Below are 20,355 nucleotides of genomic sequence, written 5' to 3'. Positions count from 1 at the left end.
CGTCGGATCTAGTTCTGCCGCAACGGCCGGGTCGCGACGGTCAACCGGTGTAGTTCCTCGAGCAGCTTGCCCAGCGACTTCTCATGGCGGTCGTTGACCTGCAGCGTATCGGAGTCAAAGTCGTAGCGGTTATATAGCAGGATCTGTTGCCCGATGGTGTACATCCCGTAGGGGGCCATGCTGACCCGCCATTGATCCACCGCACGGGCGCCACCCACGCCCCCGTAGGAGATGAAGCCGACCGGTTTGTGCTTCCACTGCACATCCAGCAGATCGTAGGCGTTTTTGAAATATCCCGGCGCCGCTCGGTTGTATTCCGGGGTGATGAACAAAAACCCCTCGCATACATCGACCGCATCGCGCCAGCGCACCAGATCGGCTGGTGCGTGCTGATCGGAGTGCTGATTGAAGTGTTCCAGCGGGGGTAACTCGAAGTCCTTGAGGTCCAGCACCGTAAACTCGGCCGGATAATCGTGGGCCTCGAGATGGTTCCGCACCCAGTCGGCGACAGAATCGGCCTTGCGTGGGGTGCGGATCGAGCCGATGACCACTCCCAGCCGAGGGAGCTGATCTGCTGTGGTGTCGTTGTGCTCAGTCATATATCGAGCCTAGGGTCCTTGCCGTATTCAGCCCAGTCAACGGCCGAACACGTGACGTTTTGTGTCACACGACATAGGCTGGAGCACAATAGCACGGGTACTGGTCACACCGACCGGGCCCGAGACCGTATCAGCAATTGGACGAAAGGACTCTGATGAGCTCCGAGACGATTAACGCATTGAACGAGACCGGTAATGATCCCTTCGCCCGCCTAGACGATGCCGTGGAATTCACCGTGACCTCCACCAGCGTCACCGACGGTGAGCAATTCCCGCTCAAGCACTACTCGGGTGCCATGGGAGTTGACGGGGGAGAAGACATCTCCCCCCAGTTGTCCTGGTCGAACGCACCCGAGGGCACCAAATCATACGCCGTAACCGTCTATGATCCGGACGCTCCCACCGGCTCCGGATTCTGGCATTGGTCGGTCGGCAACATCCCCGCCTCGGTCACCGAGTTGCCCGAAGGTGCCGGCGCCGGCGATGGCTCCGGACTGCCCGAGGGCGCCTTCCAGCTCAACCACGACGGCGGTGGCCCCGGCTTCATCGGTGCCGCCCCACCGGCAGGCCACGGCCCACACCGCTACTTCATCACCGTCCACGCCCTGGATGTGGAATCCCTGGACATTCCCGCGGATTCATCCAACGCCTTCTTCGGCTTCAACCGCTTCGGCCACGTGCTGGGTCGTGCCACGATCGTGGTCACTGCCGAAGTCGATGGCTAACCACACTGGCTCACCAGAGGGCCACGGTGCTGTAGCTCGTTGGGCATTGTGGCGTCGCATAGGGTACGGGGCCACCGGTCTGATCGGACTGGTGGCCCTGACCACGTCCATTGCCCTGGGCTTTCGTCGCGACGGCGACCCGCCCGCCGGCAGTACCCTGACCGGACGCCTGACAGCCGGCTGGGAGCATGCGCTCAACCAACCCGCCTATTTCACCTTCATCTCGGTGGTGATGACCACACTGGTTTCCTGGTGGCTGGTGATCCGACCCCACTCCCGCTCGCCTGTGCTACACGTGGTGCGCATTGCCGCGGTATGTTGCCTGAGCATCACCGGGCTGGTCTTCAATATTCTGCTCCGCGACGACTCAGTGCTGACCCCACTGCAACAGGTCAACGACTTCACCTCACACGTGGTGTTACCCATCCTGCTGGCTGTGGTCACTGTCCTGGTGGGCCCCTTCGGACAGGTGCGCTGGAGGAGAATTGCTATCTCGCTACTGATCCCCGCACTGTGGCTGGTGTTCACGCTGGTGCGTGGCCCGATCCTGGACTGGGTGCCCTATGACTTTTTGGACCACACCGCCCCCGGCGGATACACCACGGTGGCGACCTATTGTGCCGTGATTCTCACCGGCTACCTGGTGGTCGCCACCGTGTTATGGGGTTATGACCGACTCAGGTCCCGTCGGGACCCGGAGGCACTCACCGCGGTGCCTTAGTCGCGCTGAGCGGAGAACACCTCGTCGATCGGGGTATCGCCATCAAAGAAGTCGATCTTGTGTCCGATCGATTCGGGGTGGTCCAGTGCGGCCACAATGGCCGAAGCCACATGAGCCCGCGAGGTTTCCCGACGCTCGTTCTCATCACGGGGATGGTCTTCTGGAACCTCCATGATCTTGCCGGTGGGCTCCTCGAGGGTCAGCAGACCCGGTCCCAGGATGGTGTAGTCCAGTCCAGAGTTGCGCAGGTACTCATCGGCCTGCGACTTGGCTTCAGCGTAGGGGTAGAAGGAGTCGGTTTCCGCCACGCCGTGATCCCGACGGCACCCGGCATAGGAGATCAAAATGAACCGGGAGACTCGAGCCTGCTTGGCGGCATCAATCGAGCGTTTGGCTGCTTGCAGATCTACTGCGTAGGTGCGATCCGGATTGCCCCCGCCGGCACCGGCGGCGAAGATCACCGCATCCTGATCCGAAAAGGCCTCGGCCAAGTCATCCTGGCTGGCCTGCTCGAGATCCAACAGCTGGGCTGTGGCACCGGTGGCCTGAACATCGGGTATTTGCTCTTCCTGACGAATGACGGAGGTGACGGTATTGGTCTTTTCGGTGAGCAACTGGGCCGCGCGTAGCGCAACCTTGCCGTGTCCACCCAAAATAATGTAATGCGCCATGATTCCACCTTTCCGCTGTGTGCTACACCGGACGAGTCAGGCCCGGTGTCGCGTTGTTGTGGTGCTTTCACTACGCGTAACGGGTGCCCCGGTGATCTTATTCCGACCGATCCCAGGTAGCGTGTGAAGATATGAGCACCACCTCCGCAACGACCTCCTCACCCAACCGGTCAACCACGCCCACGGGCGTTGACTCCGTGGCCGTGGACGAACACGGCCACACCGTGGCCGGGATGTTTGACGCCATCGCCGACCGCTACGACGTGATGAACCTGGTGATGACCTGGGGCCAAGAACCACGACTGATCCGCCGCACCGTCACCGCAGCCCGGCTCCCACAGGCCCCGGCGGTGCTCGATCTGGCCGCCGGCACCGGGGATCTGGCCTTCGCGGTGCTGTCTCGGTACTACGGCGCTGAGATCACCGCCTGCGATATTGCTCCGGAGATGATGGCCGTCGGTGCCGCCCGCCCCGGCGGAGACCAGATCAGTTGGGTGCAGGCCGATGCGATGGACCTGCCCTTTGCGGACCACAGTTTCGATGCGGTCACGCACGGCTATCTATTACGCAACGTGACCGATATTTCTGCCACCCTGGCCGAACAATTCCGCGTGCTCAAACCCGGGGGGTGGATGGCAGCTCTGGAGATGTCACCGGCACCACGGAACGTGATCAAACCGTTCTCCACCGCCTACATCACCTGGGCGGTCCCGCGGATCGCCTCCTGGATCACCGACAACCCCGAGGCCTATGAATACTTGTCCCGAACCTCCCGAGGCTTCCATCCGCCCCAGGTGATCCAGCGTATGGCGCACGAGGCCGGTTTCCGCTCCACCGGCTACGAGCTACACATGTTCGGCACGATGGCGATCCACTGGGGGCAAAAACCCCTGGACTAACACCCCTGGACTAACACTGCCTCAGGACTAGGGCGTGTCTGACAAAGTTTACGGTTGGTTTCTGAAACTCTTGAGTCATGTCTCGATTCCAGCTGCTCACTGATGACCAATGGGCTCTCATCGCTGACTACCTGCCAGCACCAACAGGCAAGCGCGGACGCCCCTTTTCCGATTCCAGGCAGATGATCGAAGGCATCATCTACCGCTACCGCACCGGCATCGCCTGGCGCGGCCTGCCCGAGACCTTCGGCAAATGGCAGACCGTGTGGACCTGGCACCGTCGCTTAGCCTTTGACGGCACCTGGGATGCCATCCACCAGGCGCTGACAGACTTTGCGGTGAAGAATGACAAGGTCGACTTCACCGTCTCAGTCGACTCCACGATCGCTCGTGCTCACCAGCACGCAACGAACATCAGCCGCGTAAAAAAGGGACTCGTCGAATTACAAGGATCTGCTGACCGACTCGCCTGACCACGCCTTCGGCCGCTCTCGTGGTGGCTTGTCGACAAAGACTCATCAGCTCGTCGATGGCCACGGACTGCCGTTAGTCACGATCTGCACTGCCGGCCAGGACGGCGACAGCCCCATGCTCGCTCCTCTACTGGAGAACCTGAAAGTCGGTCGACGCACCCGCCCAGACGCGCTCCTGGGTGACAAAGCCTACTCATCGAAAGCGAATCGCTCATTGCTGCACTCACGAAAGATCGAGGCAGTCATCTCCGAGCCGACCGATCAGCAAGGCCATCGTCTCCGGCGAGGATCAAAGGGCGGCGGTCCACCGAAGTTCAACGCAATCAAGTACAAGCGCCGCAATGTCATCGAGCGTGGTTACGCCCGTATGAAACAGTGGCGAGGACTGGCCACACGATATGACAAACTCGCCATCATCTACCGGGCCGCTATCGTGCTCAACGGTGTCATCGCCTGGTTACAACATTTATCAGACACGCCCTAGGCCTGTGCATGCTGTTTCTGGCGGCGGTTGCGGATCGGCTGAACCACCAGGGTTTGGGCCACCAGGATGAGCATAAAGATCAGCCCGACCCAGCCACCAATGGTGTAAATGGAATTGACCAAGGTCCGGAAATCGAAGAACAACGCAAACGTCATCGCCAGCCCGGCGAACACCAGGGTGAGCACCACAGCCCGGGGCGTGCGGTCTTCGGCGAATTGGTTCACGGTGGACCACAACAGGGGAACCGCGGTGGTATAGACGCCGAACACAATCAGTATCGCGACGATGATCTGGGCCCACGGGGCGATCAATCCGGCGATTTCCAACATCGGAATATCTTTATCCCACACCTGCGGCAGATTCGCCAGCAGGCCGGCGCCGGCCACAGCTGCCCCCAGGGCGAAGAGCACTCCGCCACTGGCTCCCGAGGCCACCGCGACCTTGCGTTGGGGTGACTCTGTTCCCACCGCGGTGACAAAGTTGACCAACACCAGCATGTTGTACGAGGCAAACAGCAACCCGGCAACCAGCCAATTACTCCCGGCGCGCACGGCCCCATACTCATTGGCCTCGAAATCGACGTCGGCGAGAAAGCGGGCGCTATCGGCAATACCTGAGGGGTTATGGGCGATCCCATAAATCCCCAACAGGATCGCGATGACCGCAATCACCGGGCCAATGTTGCCGACAATATCGACGGTGCGTCGCAACCCCATCAGCACCGTGGCCACCAGCAACACGGTCATGATCACACCCATCACGTGCGGGGACCAGCCGAAGGATTCGACGAACAGTGAGTCGGCGCCGGCGATCATAATGATCGTCACCGCGAACATGAACAACAAGGCAAACCATTCAAAGGCCAAACCCAACCAGCGACCGGCAAAGAACTCGTAGGCCTGTCCCGGGCGCGCAAAACGCTGGTGATAGCCGGCCCGGGCCAGCTGAGCGGCCACAAACCCCAAGATGACACACACCACGGCGCCGGTGCCAATAATGCCCCATAACCCGTGAAAGGCGAAGAACTGCAGAATCTCCTGGCCGGTGGCGAACCCGGAACCGATGACCACTGCGGTGATCGCCCCGGTATTGCGAACCCACGCGCCCCAGGCGAAACCGCCACCAGAATCGGTCGGGGGTCCCGAGGTTGCCGCGGTGCCAGGGGTGTTGGTCTGTGGGGTCTGGGAGGATCGGCGCTGGGTCATGCCAGGCCAGTCTAGTACGTCGGGTCGGCGACCACGCGCATATGCAGTCCCATCTCATCGGCGTCGACATGGAGTTTTTCGGCAACCCGGTCGATAAAGGGTTGCATGAACACCTGGCCGAGTTGCCCGTAGAGGACACGCATGACCTGTTCACTGGTGTCACGAGTGGTGGAGGCGAACCCGCGCTCGCGTAATTCTTGGATCTGGGCGGTGGCAAGATCAGTGATGCGCTGGTACAGATCATCGGAGACCTCGCGGTCACCCAGAAGCATCACGTGACGCAGGTAATTCACCCCGTGCGGGTTCTCCTGACACCAATCGCGGAGTCGCTGATCCAAAGTGGGGGCCACCGCTTGCGGATCGTCCGGTTTGCGGTCTTCGGGAAGGTGCTCGTAGGCGATTGCATCCCGAATACCGAACACGATCTCATCTTCCACCGCTTCCTTCAGGAGCGCCTTGGTGCCGTAATGATGAGTAATCAACCCGACGGTTACCCCGGCCTGCGTCGAGATCGAGCGCATCGAGGTGGCAGCCGGGCCGTGTTGTGCGAACAATTCCAGAGCGGCCTGCAGGATGCGTTCTTTCGCCGTGGTTTCCGCTGAGTCGGTGAGCTGCATCCGGGTGTCGCCTCTTTCGGTAACGATGAAAATAATGCGTGCTAGATCACAGTAGAGTACTATGTGTGTGGCTAAATCCTAACGTGCCATGACGCGCGCCTTGAGGGCACGACGGGACTTTGTGTCCCGGTCAGCGCCAGGATGACACCCACCCGAAACTACAACGTACAAAAGTGCAGACGGAGTGCAGCGATGAAGCTAATGATCTTCGCCAAGTTCGTGCCCGACACCTATGGCAAGCGCGGGCTCGATCTCGAGACCGGCATGGTTGATCGTGTCTCAGAAGCCGTGATCGATGAGATCGATGAACGTGTCGCCGAGGCAGCCACCCAATTTAAGAGCGACATTGGTGCCGATGACACCGAAATCATCGCGGTGACCATGGGCGCCGACGATGCCTCGCAGGCGCTGCGGAAGGTGCTGGCTATCGGTGCGGACCGGGCGGTGCACATCGTCGACGACGGATTGGCTGGGTCCGATTTGGTCCAAACCGCCCGCGTTTTGGCCGCCGTGGTGGAGCGTGAAGGTGCTGACCTGGTGCTCACCGGGGCTGAGTCGACCGACGGTCAGGGCGGTATGCTCGCAGCCGCGATCGCCCAGCTGACCGGCCGGCCCGTGGCGCCTAGTTTGGATGAAGCCACCGCGACCGCCACCGGGATTTCCGGTGTCCAACGCGATGGCACCACCGAAACCACGTTGAGCGTTCAGTACCCCGCTGTGGTCTCGCTGACCGAAAAGATTGCTGAGCCACGGTTGCCGAACTTCAAGGCCATCCGTGCAGCGAAAAAGAAGCCACAGGAGCAGCTGTCGCTGGCTGAGCTGGACCTGCAGGCCGGTCCCGAGGCCGCCTATGTGCGCTCGACGATGGTTAGCGCCGCCCAGCGTCCTGCGCGCACCGCCGGACCGAAGGTCCCCGCTGAGGATAATGCCGTCAAGCAACTTGTTGACTTCCTGGCCGAACGCCACGTGATCTAATCGGAGGCACCCCATGACGAACCCCAATAACCCCGTTGTCCTGGCCCTGATTGAGCTCACTGAGCAGGGCCAACCCGCTGAATCTGCCGCCGAGGTGCTCGGCGCAGCTGCTGCAGTCGGCGCTCCCGTGGCTGTGGTAGCCACTGATAGCGAGCCTGCCGCCGAGGTGGTCTCGAGTCTTGGCGAGCTGGGTGCCACCCAAGTGCTGGCCTCCACCGGTGCCGGTTCCGGCTATGGTGAAGCCGAACTGACCGCCCTGGAGCGGGCCATCGACCAGTCTGGTGCCACCACCGTGGTACTGTCTCACACCATCACGGGTCGCAACACTGCGGGGCGACTGGCGATCTCGCGTCACGGTGCCCTGGCCTACGGCACGACCGGTCTGTACTGGGATGCTGAGGGTGAAGAAAACGTGGCCACCCACGCGGTGTTCGGTGGTGACTACAACGCCGAATCCACCGTGGAAGGTGGATTGATGATCGTGACGATTCGCCCTGGGTCGGTTTCCCACCGTCCTGACTCGGTGTCGAGTCCCGAACTGGTCACCTTATCTTCCGGTGAGACCACCTCGAAGTTCGCCAGCGTTGATGCCGTCCAGGTCGCCGAGCAGACCTCGACTCGCCCGGCGTTGACCAGTGCCGACATTGTGGTCTCCGGTGGTCGCGGCGTGGGATCGGCGGAAAACTTTGACCTGGTTAACCAGCTGGCCGATGCTCTCGGGGCTGGCGTGGGTGCCTCGCGTGCCGCGGTGGACTCTGGCTACGTGCCGCACTCCTACCAGGTGGGTCAGACCGGTGTCTCGGTCTCACCGACACTCTATGTGGCTCTGGGTATTTCCGGTGCAATCCAGCACCTGGCCGGTATGCAGACTGCCAAGACCATCGTGGCAATTAACAAGGACGAAGAGGCCCCCATTTTTGAAGTCGCCGATTTCGGCGTTGTGGGAGATCTCTTTGATGTGGTTCCCCAGCTGATCGAAGAACTGGGCAAACGCTAACCACTCATGCACCACCAGGAGGGGCACCAACGATGACGGAGCAGGACAATCTGCCTGGCGAGCCTTCGCGGCGTCGCATGGCCGGATGGACACCACTAACCGTGGAAAACCCCCACGCCGTGCCGGCCACACGTGCACCGATGAACGCACCGGTTGACCAGCAGACCCCACCGGAGCCTGCTACAGCACAACCGACGGCTGCACAGCCTGCACCCCAGCCACCAGCCGATACCCCCGCGCCGGCCGGCGGGGCCGGAACGGTCGAAGAAGTGACCGAGCCGGCCCCCCTGCCAGCGGGGCGACGTCGCATGACGGGCTGGACCCCGTTGAACTACCGGTTCGTTCCGGAGCACACCGGACAGGCGGTTACCAGTGCGGCACCCTCCACATCCCCTGCGTCTGCACCCGAGGCCGACGCAACCACGGCAGATGGTACCGCCACTGGGGTTACCACCACCGCCCAGGTGGTCGAGGTCGCTGCCGAAGAGCAGTCGATCCCTGCCGGTCGTCGTCGGATGGCTGGCTGGTCACCGCTGAAGTATCAGCGCGTGGCCAGTACCCCGCAGCCGGGTGAGACCACTGAGGAATCCGGTGCATCACAGCAACCTGCGGTAGCTCCTGCCACCGTAGCAACACACGACACCGGGACCGCTACCACCGCGGGCCCGACGACCAGCGCAACAGCAGGTCAGGGGCATGTGGAAGAAGTCTCTACCCCCGAAACCGCTCCGGAGGGTCGTCGCCGGATGGCCGGTTGGACCCCGCTGAAATACCGCTACGTTCCGGCACAGCCGGCCGAAGCGACCGCTGCGGAACCCGAGCAGACCGAGTCACCCGCTACCACCGAGCAATCCCCACCATCGCCGCAGGCATCAGCGCAGACCGAGCAGTCACCGGCCTCCTCGCCGACGGCGACGACCACACCCTCGGATACTCACCTCGCGGCCAATCAGGCGGCAGCCCAGCCCACCGCCGCTGCCGCCCAGCAACCGTCTGTCTCGCCGAGGCCGAAAGAGAAGAAACCGCTCTCGCCGTGGACCAAGCGCCTGCTCGGATTGGCCGGTGTCCTGGTTCTGGCCGTTGTGGTGGTCCTTTTCGCCCGCTGGCTTCGCAGCCTGGACCCGGTGGCCGAGTTTATCGCCACCTACGACGGACACTCCACTCAACCGGCGGATACCCCCGAAGGGTTCCCGTGGTGGATGAACTGGGCACACTTCTTCAACTTCTTCCTGATGGTGCTGATCGTGCGCACCGGTCTGTTGATCCGCACCGAACAGCGTCCCGAAGCCTACTGGCGAGCCAAGAAGAAGAGCCTGTTCTCACCGTTCAAGGACGAAGGACCCAAGGTCACCATCCACCAGTTCACTCACCAAGCCCTGGACCTGCTCTGGGTGCTCAACGGCGTAATTTTTGTGATCCTGCTCTTCGCCACCGGCCACTGGGCCCGCATTGTGCCCACCGACTGGGACATCTTCCCGAATATGGTCTCCGCCGGGATCCAATACGCCTCCCTGGACTGGCCGGCAGAAGATGCGTGGGCGCACTACAACGCACTGCAGGTCGTGGCCTACTTCATTGTGGTCTTCATTGCCTCCCCGATCGCGATCATCACCGGTCTGCGGATGTCGACCTGGTGGCCGAAGAATAACGCCACTCTGAACAAGATCTATCCCGCTCCCCTGGCCCGCAAGCTGCACTTCCCGACCATGATCTTCTTCGTGGCATTTGTGATCGTCCACGTCTTCTTGGTGTTTATGACCGGCGCGCTGACCAACCTGAACTATATGTTCACCGGTCGCGACACCAACGACGTCTGGGGCTTGCTGGTTTTCCTCCTCGCCCTGGCGGTCACGGTCGGTGCCACCTGGCTGATCAAGCCGATGATCATCTCCCCGGTGGCCCAAACCACCGGTACCGTTTCGTCGCGCTAAGAAAACCCCACACGGTGCCTGTGACACGTCTCTCATTTGGTACTGTATGACTGTATAGTCACACCACAAGTTAAGGAGAAGACTATGGAGTTTTCACAGCGTAGTTTTATCGTCACCGGCGGTGGTTCTGGGCTCGGTGCAGCCACCGCAGGGGCCCTCGCCTCCCGGGGCGCCCAGGTCATCCTGGCCGATTTGAAGGGTGAAGATGCTGAAAACCGCACCTTCGTGAAAACTGATGTCACCGACGAAGATCAGGTTCAAAGAGCCATCGAGGTCGCCCAGTCCACAGCACGGCTCTCCGGCCTGGTCAACTGCGCCGGGATCGCCATTGCCCAAAAAGCGGTGTCCAAAGGTCAGGCCACCCCGCTGGCCGACTTCGCCAAAGTCGTCAACATCAACCTGATCGGTACCTACAACACCACCCGGCTGTTCGCCGAGGCCATCCACACCCAGGAACCGGATGAGCGCGGTGAGCGCGGGTTGGTTGTCAACACTGCCTCCGTGGCAGCCTTCGACGGCCAGATCGGACAGCCGGCCTACTCGGCCTCCAAGGGTGGTGTCGCCTCCATGACGCTGCCACTGGCCCGCGAACTCGCCCGCCACGCCATCCGCGTGGTGACCATCGCTCCCGGGATCTTCAAGACCCCGATGATGGCCTCGCTACCCCAGGAAGCCCAGGACTCCTTGGCCAAAGCGATCCCGTTCCCGCAGCGTCTCGGTGAGCCCTCCGAGTACGCCCAATTGGTGCTGCACCTCTGGGAGAACCAGATCCTCAATGGTGAGGTCATCCGGCTGGATGGCGCCATTCGGATGCAGCCCTAACGACCCCACTTTGTCAGATCACCAGATAGCCACCCGGCATCGACCAAGCTGAGGAGAAAAGCATGTTATTAGATGACTACCGCCCCCGCTGGGCCACTGAAGAACACGACGATTTGCGCGATATGGCCCGCGAATTCTGCGAAAAAGAACTCGCCCCCAACGCGGAACGTTTCGCCGAACAGCACGAAGTCGACCGCGACCTGTGGAATAAAGCCGGCGACGCCGGCCTGCTGTGCCTGTCCATCCCCGAAGAGTATGGTGGCGGTGGCGGAGACTTCTCCCACGAAGCCGTGCTGATCGAAGAACAGGCCCGCGTTGCTGACAATGCCTGGGGCAACGTGATCCATTCGGTGATCTGCGCCCACTACATCCTGGAATACGGTACCGAAGAGCAGAAGCAGCACTGGTTGCCGAAACTGGCCACCGGTGAATTCGTCGCCGCGATCGGCATGACCGAACCCACCACCGGATCCGACCTGCAGGCCATCCGCACCAAGGGTGTTCGCGACGGTGACGACTACGTGATCGATGGGTCTAAGACCTTCATCACCAACGGTTCCCAGGCCAACCTGATCATCATCGTCACCCGCACCAACGAGCAACCCGGTCACAAGGGTATCTCGCTGGTCGTGGCTGAAACTGACGGACTTGAAGGCTTCTCGCGCGGTCGCGTGTTGCAGAAGATCGGGACCCACGGACAGGACACCCGTGAATTGTTCTTCTCCCAGATGCGGGTTCCCGCCGCCAACATCCTCGGCGGTGAAGCCGGCGAAGGTAAGGGTTTCTACCAGCTGATGCAGCAGCTACCCCAGGAGCGTCTGGCCGTGGCCGTCACCGGCGCTGCTGCGTGTGAGGCCGCCGTGCGCACCACCATCGACTACACCAAAAACCGTCAGGTCTTCGGCAAGACCGTGATGGACATGCAGAACACCAAATTCGTCCTGGCCGAATGCGCCGGCGACACGCTGGCCGCCAAGTCCATGGTCGACTGGGCCATTGAAGAACACGTCGCCGGAAAACTCACCACCGAAGGGGCATCTGCGGCCAAGTTCTGGGCCACCGACATGCAGTGCAAGGTGGTTGACCGGTGCTTGCAACTGCACGGCGGTTACGGCTTCATGATGGAATACCCCATCGCCCGCATGTACGTTGATGCCCGAGTGCAGCCGATCTACGCCGGCACCAACGAGATCATGAAGGACTTGATCTCCCGCGGCTTCTAGCCTCCCAGGGCGGATTAGCCGAAGTTCGGCTCCCGCTTTTCCATCATGGCCTGCGCTCCCTCGATGAAGTCGGGGGAGCGCATGGCTGTTGCCTGCACGGCAATTTCATCGTCCAGGTGAGCGTCCAACCCCACCCCGGTATCTACCGACGACACCAACAACCGCTTGGTCTGCTCCAAGGAATACCGCGATTTCTTCACCAGGATTTGAGCCAGCTGTTGTGCCCGGAACTGGGGGTCATCCACCAGTTCGGTGACCAGACCCCACTGGGCAGCATCGGCGCCGGTAAACCACTCGCCACTCAATAAGATCTGTGCTGCCCGGGTGGGTCCCACCAGTCGTGGCAAGAACCACGACAGCCCCAGATCTCCCCCGGAGAGACCCAGGTCCCCAAATGGTGCCCGGAACCTGGTCTGTGCGGTGGTGATTCGGAAATCACAGGCTCCAATCAGCGAGATTGCCCCACCGATCACCAGTCCGTTCACCGCGGCAATCACCGGCTGACGGGCGGCCCGGATCTCCACCGGAGTTTGATAAATCGCCCGCACCTGATCATCGTTGATCTGTGGTTCACCGTCATCAGAAAACGGCAGGGCCTTCAGGCTCAACCCGGAAGAAAAGGCATCGCCGGCTCCCTGAATGATGATCACCCGTACCTGTTCGTTGGTGCGTAGCTCGCGCACCGCCGCGGCGAAATCTGCAAAATCCTGCGGGCTAAGTGCATTCAACCGTTCCGGAGCATTCAGGGTAACGGTGCCGATGTTGCTGTCAATACTGGTCTCAATCATGTGCTTTATCCTAGTGATCCTGCTAACAACCGACCATGGTGGTCATAGATACCTGACGTCATGAATGAGCGTCATCCGTAATTCGGCTCACATGACATACTAAACTGAGTGAGTCAGATCACCCCGAAATATGAGACTTAACACAACATAAGGAGTACCAATGACTGAACCAGTGGTCACCGGTTACCCCGCCACCATGATGAACGACTACCAGCTCAGCCTCACCACACTGCTGCGCCACGCTTGTCGCAGCTATGGTGATACCCCGGTGGTCTACCGCACGGCCGATGGTGGCTGGGATCGCACCACCTACGCGGCGGAATACACCCGCATCGTGAAGATTTCCTACGCTCTGCGCAAGCTAGGTGTTCGCGTGGGAGACCGGGTCGGCGTGATCGACTGGAACAACCTGCGACACTTCGAAATGTACTGGGCCCTACCGGCCCTGGGCGCCGTCCACGTTCAGATCAACCTGCGTCTTCCCGCCGAAGACATGCTCTACGTGCTGGACAACGCCGGGATGAAAGTTGTGTGTGTCGACGAAACCCTACTCCCGGTCGCCGAGGCGATTGCCCCGCAGGCCACCGGCGTGCAGACCTGGGTGATCATGACCGACAAACCCGCCGACCAGGTCCAGACCAGCCTGGAGAACGCTGTGTTCTACGAGGACATTCTGGCTGAAGCCCCCGTGGAAGAACACTGGCCGAACATGGACGAGAACTCGGCCTGTACCGCCTGCTACACCACCGGCACCACCGGTCGCCCCAAAGGCATCTTCTACTCCCACCGTTCCCAGGTGTTGCACACCTACGGTGTGGCCCAGGTGCTAGGAATCACCTCCGATGACTGCGTGATGCCCATTACCCCGATGTTCCACGTCTCCAGCTGGGGCTTTGTCTATATGGCGGTGCTGTCTGGAGCGAAACTCGTACTCCCGGGCCGGTATGCCATGGAAGAAACCCCGGAACTGGTGCGGGTGATCGTCGAGGAAAACGTCTCGGTCACCAACGGCGCCCCGGCTATCTTCTCCCCGATGCTGGAGGAGATCAAGAAAATGGATCCCGCCCCGGATTTGTCCCGGTTGCGCATGATTTCTGGCTCTTCCGAGCCGCCGCTGTCCATGATGCACGGATTTATCGAGCTGACCGGTGCCGAAGTCATCCACGGCTACGGTGCCTCCGAAACCTCCCCGGTGGTCGCCGTCAACCGTCTGAAAGGTACCCTGAAGGAAAAGCTGAGCGACGACGACAAGTTGCAACTGATGCGCAAACAAGGCCTGTTGCTTTCCGGCATCGACTTTGCCCTCTTTGACGGGGTCGGCTTCGAGGTCCCCTGGGACGGTACCTCGGCCGGCGAGATCTGCATGAAGGGCCCCTGGATCACCGGGACCTACCACAAGATGGCCGAAGAAGATTTGGCCGACCGTTTCGTCAACGGCTACTGGCGCTCCGGCGACGTGGGCACCATCGACGAGAACGGCTACCTGAAAATCACCGACCGCATTAAAGACGTGATCAAATCCGGTGGCGAGTGGATCTCCTCGATCGATATGGAAAATGCGCTCACCGCTCACCCGAAGATCGCCCAAGCTGCCGTGGTCGGGTTGGAACACCCCAAATGGGAAGAGCGCCCCTTCGTGCTGGTGGTGGCTCGCGACGGTGAAGAGATCACCTTGGACGAAATTCACGAGCACCTGCTCCAGGACTTCGCCAAGTGGCAGTTGCCGGACTCCTTCCAGGTTGTTGATCACATCCCCGCCACCTCGGTCGGCAAGATCGACAAGAAGAAGATCCGCGCCGAGTACTCCGATACCTACCTGGCGTGACCTGGTCTCACCAGGGTTGATCTGCGCAAACCTAACCTCGCGGCTTGCCCGCTGTCGGTGGTGTGTGATCCCCCCAGCTGCTGAAGCACCTGCCGGAGCGTATGCGCTACCGACAGCGCGGTCGTGATGGAGGTCTGCGGATTTTCCGGGCTCGGAGCCGACTCGAACGTGAACTGAAACCGCCCGGCGGCACCGGTGGCAATGATTTCATGCCGGGCATCGGTCAAACGTGGATCGGCCACCAGATTCAGCTCCACCCGATCCAGCGATTGTTGCATCAACCGCACGTTATCCTCCGGCGACGTGCCCAACCCGCGGGTGGCCCATGCCAACGCCACGCCCACATTCGTATTCCCCGGAAACGACTCTATTGCGCCTCGGGGGGAACCCGAAAACACCGTCAACGGTTCGTCATCGTCCCCCAAATGTGCCAGCCGATCCTGTTGCTGGTCATCCATCCAGGGCTGAATCAAGCTTGCCGGCGGTTTTGATGTGGTAATTCCCACCCGGTCCAGCCCGTCGGCCTCGGCCAGTGACGACAGCATATCCAGCCCGCCGATCGCACCGTGGGTTACCCACAACCGTCCCGGACCCGATAACAGCTGGGTGGCAATCTCTTCATCGACCAACGCACCCACACTGGTCAGCACCGCATCTTTACCGGCCGCAATCACCCCCGGTCCGTAGGTAGTGGCCGGTTCAACTCCGGCGGCCTCCACAATGATCTCGGCACTGTCCACCGCTGTTTCTAGACCCGGAGTATCAATCTGGACCAATTGCACGCCATCGGGTGCCGGACTGTCTTCATAGCGCGACAGATCCCGCACCGCCGCGGTGAGTCGGATTCGGTCCTTATCCAGTTCCGGGCGCAACAACCGTGCTAAATGGCGACCCACCGCACCAAAACCCAGAAAGACCACGTGGGTTGACGTTTCTGCAGGCATTTTTTCAGTCTAATCTCGTAGACTGACTCAGGCCATGCCCGGCTGGCAGACAACTCCCGCAGAAACAGTCCAGCGACCGTAGAGAACAGGACACCGTCCCGATGTCATCAGCCCCCGATGAGGCCACCGACCAGCAGACCGCGCCCTCCGGACCCAGTTACCGCAAGACCTCCGTGCTCGGTAACGCCGTGCGCGGTGCGATGATGGGCACCGTCGAAACTGTCCCCGGGGTCTCCGCCGGTACCGTGGCCCTGGTGGTCGGCATCTACGACCAGATCATCGATTCCGCCTCGCATCTGATCACCGCCGTCCGCAAACTCATCACCGGCCCCGACCGAGCTGCTGCCTTCCGCTCCGAGATGGCAGCCGTGCATTGGAAAGTCGTCATTCCCGCCGTCATCGGCATGCTCGTGGCGGTATTGTTGATCGCCGGCCCCATGGTGAATCTGCTGGAAAACTACCCCGAACAAATGCGCGGACTGTTCTTCGGCATGGTGCTGGCCTCGATCGCCGTGCCCTTCCTGATGTTGCTCGATGGCTTCCGCTACCGTCGCCAACTGCTACGCTGGGCTGGCAAAGACCCCTCCCGCCAGCGCCTGCGCTACTACCACATCCTCGCCGCGATCCTCGGCCTGATCGCCGCCTTCTGGCTGGTGTCCCTGCCCCAAGCCGACCTGGAGCCCACCCCCTGGATCATCATTCTCGCCGCCGCCGTCGCGATTTCGGCCCTCGTCTTACCCGGACTGTCGGGCTCATTCATCCTGCTGACCTTCGGACTCTACGAGCCCACCCTGCGCGCCGTCGACGAACGCGACCTGGGCTATCTGGGAATCTTCCTGATCGGCCTGATCCTCGGCGGTATCGTGATCGTCAAAGCCCTGAAATGGTTGCTGGACCATCACCACGCACTCACCCTGGCGGTGTTGACCGGCGTGATGGCTGGCGCCCTGCGGAGCCTGTGGCCCTGGCAAGACGAAGCCGGATCACTACTCGGCCCCGATCCCAACACGCTGATGCCCGTCATCCTCTTGATGCTGGCCGGTGTTGCCATCGTGGTGGTCTTGATCATCGTCGACCGCCGAATGGCTCGTCGCGCCCAAGACAGCTAACGTCTGACCCATGCGCTCCGTCCGACCCCTGAACTGACGATCGCTACCTCCACAGCACGCCTCCACAGCCCCCTGGTTGTCCACAGTTGGATCGGGCCGACTGCCCCCGGATCCAGTGGCCCACTACGTTCGAGGGCATGACCATCCTGACTGATGCCGCCACCGCCGCCACGCAACTGGCTCAGGCCCGCGAGCAATTCATGGCCGAATTCGTCGCGATGTGCGCCGATACCCCACTACCTTCACAACCCGCCCCCGTTGCCACAGAAGCTGGCATGGTCGAGCTGCTCACCGAACTCGAACGTACCAAAAATGCGCTCACTGCTGCTGAAGTCCGGCTTACCTCCCGGCTTCATGACCAACGCCTCGCCCGCGAGAAAGCTGAAGGCGTCCCTGCCGATCGCCGTGGCGCCGGCCTCGCGGCCGAAATCGGCCTGGCCCGCCACCAGTCACCGACTCGAGGTCACCGTTTCCTGGATCTGGCGCGCACCCTGACGACCACCATGCCCCGGGCATTGGACGCCCTGACCGAGGGCCACATATCCGAAGACTCCTTGCAACGGATCAGTCGCGAACTCTCCGGCCTCACCCCCGAGCACCAGCGAACCATCGATGCCGAACTGGCCCAGCACTACCCAACTCTCTCGGCGCAACGCCTGGCCCGCCAAGCTCGCGGCCACGCGCAACGACTCGATACTGATCGACAGGCCACTCAAGCCCGCGACGCCCGGCCGAAACGCTCCGTCACTCTCAAAGATGCCGGCCCCGGCATGTCCTATGTGATTGGTTACCTCCCCACCGAAGAAGCCACTGCGATCAAGACCAGTCTCACCAAGGCCGCCCGTCGGATGATCGCCGACGCCGACAACCCCGATCCGCGCACGTTGAAACAGCTCGAAGCAGACTTGCTCGTCGAATACGCCACCGGCCAACGCACTGCGCCGGCAGTCTCAGCCCACGTCGGCGTGTTAATCACCGCCGATTCACTGTTTGGCCACGGCGATTCACCGGCCTGGATCTCCGGACAAGGCCCCCTGCCGGCCGACACTGCGCGCAAGTGGCTGAAAAATCCCGAGGCGAAGGCCTTCATCCGTCGTTTCTTTATCGACCCCGGCCACGGCGGCCTGATCGGCATGGAATCCACCGGCCGATCCTTCACACCCGGGCTCAAAACCCTGATTTCCTCGCGCGATGATGTTTGCCGCACCCCGTTCTGCGACAACCCGATCCAAGAATTTGATCACGCCACCCGGTATGCGGACGGCGGAGCGACCTCCTGGGAGAACGGGCAGGGGCTCTGTGCCAGCTGCAACCAGAACAAAGAAAAAATCGGCTGGAACTACACCGCCGACGCCGACGGGGTACAGGTTGAAACCCCCACTGGCCAGAGATACCACACTCCCACCACTCCCGTGATCCCTGGGCTCGTGGTCGGCAACGATCCTCCGGTACCCAATGCCCCGAATCTCAACGCGTCGGATCCCGACAAGGACACGCTGCCCTGGGACGCCGATGATGACCCGCCGGGTTTCGCCGACTCCGAAGGCCCACCCCCATTCTAGGGGTTTGCACGTTTTCATGTGTGCGTGTGCAAATTAATTGTGGATAGCTCTAGTAGCGATTTCTCATGACCAGTAGCGTGGAGTGATGTAGCTTACACAATCGTTTCGATGAAACTGGAGATGCGAACCGTGCCTAAACCATCACTTACACCGTCCACTGAACGTCGGCGACACCGTTTTGCCTCCGTGTTTTCGTGCAGTGGCTTGGTTTTGTTGGGGCTGGTCCTAGCTGGCTGTTCTTCCGACGATACTAACCACAATGCCTCAGCTCGGGATGCCACCGTACCGGACGAGGAGCATCAGACTGCAACTAGTCAAGATCCCTCTCCTACGGAATATATTCCCGCATCCGAGGACGGGCCGGCCCAAAATGTTCCGGTCCCGGAAAAACCTGAGGCTCTCAGTGAGCTGACTGAGGAGGGTATGAAGGCCGCCGCCCTGTATTGGTGGGACGCCTACAACTACATGTCGGAGTCGGGTGACACTGCACTCCTGGAGGAAATCTCCACTGAGTCTTGTGAGTACTGTCAAGGTCAGATGGATTCGTTGATACGCCATTATGAGGAAGGAGCTTGGTCGGACAACTCTGGTACGGAACCAGAGATCTACAACGTTCTGCATTTTGATCCGGATTCTGGTCAAGGCGAAGTTGACGTTTCTGTTACTCAGCAGGAGAACCATACTTACGATTCAAACGGCGAAATTATTCCAGGCCGTGGCGTTGAGGATTATCAACGAACTGGTCACAAAATGGATCTGGCTTTTGATGAGTCCGAGGAGATATGGCAGATAGTCCAGATTTGGTACTACTCAGGTGGTGTAGCGGAATAATCTCATGAAGCGTTGTTTTCTTATAGTCCCGATTGTGACGTGTGCGGTCCTTTTGTTCACGAAGACCATGGCGTTCGCAGATGAGTCCTCGAGCATCGAATGGGGGACGAGTGCTTTGGCCGGAGAAGGAACTATTGAGGTGTCCGCCGAGCTGAACCAGCAGGGCAGCTCTTCTTCGACGCGTGCTCTCCCCTTAACAACAGCTCCGTCACACGATGCACCCTCGAGAGAAGTCTCTTCCGGTTCTAGCGCTGGTGGGGGCTCGAGCAGTGGGCCGTCTTCGAACAGTGGGGGATCTTCTGCGCATTCGTCTGAATACGCCCTTCGCCTTATCTGTTTCACGCACAAGCGGCTCGAGATACGGATTCCAGAATTTACTACGCCGAAGTGGTGTGACTCGTTGCTGAACCCCAGTACGCCTGTCTCGCAGCCTGCTCCAGTTGGTGGAGCGGGAGGAAATCAGCAGGTGGTCGTTCCTGACGTGACGATGTCAGAGGTAGCAACTATGGAGGTCGAACCGGGTCAGATTTCTACTGATCGTGGTGGGTTCGGGTTGATCCGGGCGCATACCAATTTCTTTGTCGATTCCACCGAGACTCAAGTGTTTGAGGAACAGATGTTTGGCCGTTCGGTTCGCGTTGAAATGGAACCGTTCCGGTATGAATGGGATTACGGTGACGGGACCAGCCGGACGACTTCTGTGGGTGGTTACGCCACGGAGATGTTTAATGACGAAACCCCGACCTCTCACGTTTACGATGACACCGGCCAGTTCCAGGTCAATCTCACGACTCACTATCGGGGAACCTACCAGGTGGAGGGGATGGCCAGTCGCCCTATCCCCGGGACTTTGGCCCTGGACGCTGATCCGGTCACTGCCGACATCTGGCGTGCCGAGACCCGCAACGTGTCCGGCCCGTGCGATGAAGCTCAAACGAACTGGGGTTGTTGAGC

Annotated in this window: 20 protein-coding genes; 14 read left to right on the top strand and 6 right to left on the bottom strand. The window is 60.9% G+C overall.

The genetic code is table 11. The features are described from left to right. Positions 1-8: 8 nt before the first annotated feature. Complete coding sequence (locus DCC24_RS05315; protein WP_110098888.1) at positions 9-599, bottom strand: NADPH-dependent FMN reductase; 591 nt, start codon at positions 597-599, stop codon at positions 9-11. Positions 600-754: 155 nt separating this feature from the next. Here DCC24_RS05315 and DCC24_RS05310 point away from each other — a divergent pair, with 155 nt between their 5' ends. Both DCC24_RS05310 and DCC24_RS05305 read left to right on the top strand, forming a co-directional pair. Then, complete coding sequence (locus tag DCC24_RS05310; protein WP_110098887.1) at positions 755-1,324, top strand: YbhB/YbcL family Raf kinase inhibitor-like protein; 570 nt, start codon at positions 755-757, stop codon at positions 1,322-1,324. Then, positions 1,317-2,045, top strand: a complete 729-nt coding sequence (locus DCC24_RS05305) for a Pr6Pr family membrane protein (protein ID WP_110098886.1) — start codon at positions 1,317-1,319, stop codon at positions 2,043-2,045. The genes DCC24_RS05310 and DCC24_RS05305 overlap by 8 nt, the downstream gene beginning before the upstream one ends. Here DCC24_RS05305 and DCC24_RS05300 read toward each other — a convergent pair. After that, entirely contained in the window at positions 2,042-2,716 is a 675-nt protein-coding gene (locus tag DCC24_RS05300) for an NAD(P)-binding oxidoreductase (RefSeq protein WP_110098885.1), read from the bottom strand. The two genes, DCC24_RS05305 and DCC24_RS05300, sit on opposite strands and share 4 nt — an antisense overlap. Positions 2,717-2,847: 131 nt before the next feature. On the opposite strand from DCC24_RS05300, the gene DCC24_RS05295 reads away from it, so the two are divergent. Continuing rightward, on the top strand, positions 2,848-3,615 hold the full coding sequence (locus DCC24_RS05295) for a ubiquinone/menaquinone biosynthesis methyltransferase (RefSeq protein WP_110098884.1): 768 nt from the start codon (positions 2,848-2,850) through the stop codon (positions 3,613-3,615). A gap of 77 nt (positions 3,616-3,692) precedes the next feature. Next, positions 3,693-4,572, top strand: a protein-coding gene (locus DCC24_RS05290; protein ID WP_110098883.1) for an IS5 family transposase whose coding sequence is annotated in 2 segments (ribosomal slippage) — positions 3,693-4,049 and positions 4,051-4,572 — 879 coding nt in all. Because the reading frame shifts where the segments join, the coding sequence is not laid out codon by codon here. On the opposite strand, the gene DCC24_RS05285 is transcribed toward DCC24_RS05290, so the two are convergent. Both DCC24_RS05285 and DCC24_RS05280 read right to left on the bottom strand, forming a co-directional pair. After that, the gene (locus tag DCC24_RS05285; RefSeq protein ID WP_110098882.1) at positions 4,569-5,777 is read right to left on the bottom strand and encodes a hypothetical protein; all 1,209 of its coding nucleotides are present in this window, start codon (positions 5,775-5,777) and stop codon (positions 4,569-4,571) included. The genes DCC24_RS05290 and DCC24_RS05285 overlap by 4 nt on opposite strands. A gap of 11 nt (positions 5,778-5,788) precedes the next feature. After that, positions 5,789-6,394, bottom strand: coding sequence for a TetR/AcrR family transcriptional regulator (locus DCC24_RS05280; RefSeq protein WP_110098881.1), 606 nt, complete (start codon positions 6,392-6,394; stop codon positions 5,789-5,791). A 192-nt stretch (positions 6,395-6,586) separates the two neighbouring features. Between DCC24_RS05280 and DCC24_RS05275 the strand changes: the two genes are divergently transcribed. The 5 genes from DCC24_RS05275 to DCC24_RS05255 all read left to right on the top strand — a co-directional run bounded on the left by DCC24_RS05275 (position 6,587) and on the right by DCC24_RS05255 (position 12,342). Beyond that, positions 6,587-7,369 (top strand): electron transfer flavoprotein subunit beta/FixA family protein, encoded by a 783-nt coding sequence (locus DCC24_RS05275; protein ID WP_110098880.1) that lies wholly within the window; start codon positions 6,587-6,589, stop codon positions 7,367-7,369. A 13-nt stretch (positions 7,370-7,382) separates the two neighbouring features. Beyond that, a complete protein-coding gene (locus DCC24_RS05270) occupies positions 7,383-8,366 on the top strand; it encodes an electron transfer flavoprotein subunit alpha/FixB family protein (RefSeq protein WP_110098879.1) in 984 nt (327 codons plus the stop codon). 32 nt (positions 8,367-8,398) lie between these two features. Continuing rightward, a complete protein-coding gene (locus DCC24_RS12285) occupies positions 8,399-10,297 on the top strand; it encodes a cytochrome b/b6 domain-containing protein (RefSeq protein WP_233491995.1) in 1,899 nt (632 codons plus the stop codon). An 84-nt stretch (positions 10,298-10,381) separates the two neighbouring features. Then, a complete protein-coding gene (locus DCC24_RS05260; protein ID WP_110098878.1) occupies positions 10,382-11,119 on the top strand; it encodes an SDR family NAD(P)-dependent oxidoreductase in 738 nt (245 codons plus the stop codon). A 62-nt stretch (positions 11,120-11,181) separates the two neighbouring features. Further along, positions 11,182-12,342 carry an acyl-CoA dehydrogenase family protein gene (locus DCC24_RS05255; RefSeq protein ID WP_110098877.1) on the top strand — a complete coding sequence of 387 codons (1,161 nt, stop codon included), beginning with the start codon at positions 11,182-11,184 and terminating at the stop codon, positions 12,340-12,342. 14 nt (positions 12,343-12,356) lie between these two features. Here the strand turns inward: DCC24_RS05255 and DCC24_RS05250 are convergent, their stop codons facing one another. Next, entirely contained in the window at positions 12,357-13,130 is a 774-nt protein-coding gene (locus tag DCC24_RS05250; protein ID WP_110098876.1) for an enoyl-CoA hydratase/isomerase family protein, read from the bottom strand. A gap of 160 nt (positions 13,131-13,290) precedes the next feature. Between DCC24_RS05250 and DCC24_RS05245 the strand changes: the two genes are divergently transcribed. Continuing rightward, a complete protein-coding gene (locus tag DCC24_RS05245; RefSeq protein WP_110098875.1) occupies positions 13,291-14,955 on the top strand; it encodes a long-chain-fatty-acid--CoA ligase in 1,665 nt (554 codons plus the stop codon). Here DCC24_RS05245 and DCC24_RS05240 read toward each other — a convergent pair. After that, a complete protein-coding gene (locus DCC24_RS05240) occupies positions 14,943-15,899 on the bottom strand; it encodes an aspartate dehydrogenase domain-containing protein (protein WP_110098874.1) in 957 nt (318 codons plus the stop codon). The two genes, DCC24_RS05245 and DCC24_RS05240, sit on opposite strands and share 13 nt — an antisense overlap. A 101-nt stretch (positions 15,900-16,000) precedes the next feature. Here DCC24_RS05240 and DCC24_RS05235 point away from each other — a divergent pair, with 101 nt between their 5' ends. From DCC24_RS05235 to DCC24_RS05220, 4 genes are all read left to right on the top strand, one after another. After that, entirely contained in the window at positions 16,001-17,008 is a 1,008-nt protein-coding gene (locus DCC24_RS05235) for a DUF368 domain-containing protein (protein ID WP_110098873.1), read from the top strand. A 137-nt stretch (positions 17,009-17,145) separates the two neighbouring features. Continuing rightward, complete coding sequence (locus DCC24_RS05230) at positions 17,146-18,570, top strand: HNH endonuclease (RefSeq protein WP_110098872.1); 1,425 nt, start codon at positions 17,146-17,148, stop codon at positions 18,568-18,570. Between the two features lie 108 nt (positions 18,571-18,678). Beyond that, positions 18,679-19,401, top strand: coding sequence for a DUF6318 family protein (locus DCC24_RS11955; protein ID WP_146206282.1), 723 nt, complete (start codon positions 18,679-18,681; stop codon positions 19,399-19,401). A gap of 466 nt (positions 19,402-19,867) precedes the next feature. Continuing rightward, the gene (locus DCC24_RS05220) at positions 19,868-20,353 is read left to right on the top strand and encodes a hypothetical protein (RefSeq protein WP_158524601.1); all 486 of its coding nucleotides are present in this window, start codon (positions 19,868-19,870) and stop codon (positions 20,351-20,353) included. The last annotated feature ends 2 nt before the right edge of the window (positions 20,354-20,355 follow it).

Source organism: Auritidibacter sp. NML100628 (assembly GCF_003185985.1).
GTDB classification, from domain to species: domain Bacteria; phylum Actinomycetota; class Actinomycetes; order Actinomycetales; family Micrococcaceae; genus Auritidibacter; species Auritidibacter ignavus.
Note: the sequence above shows the minus strand (reverse complement) of the source record. Positions and strands in the feature narration are given on the sequence as shown.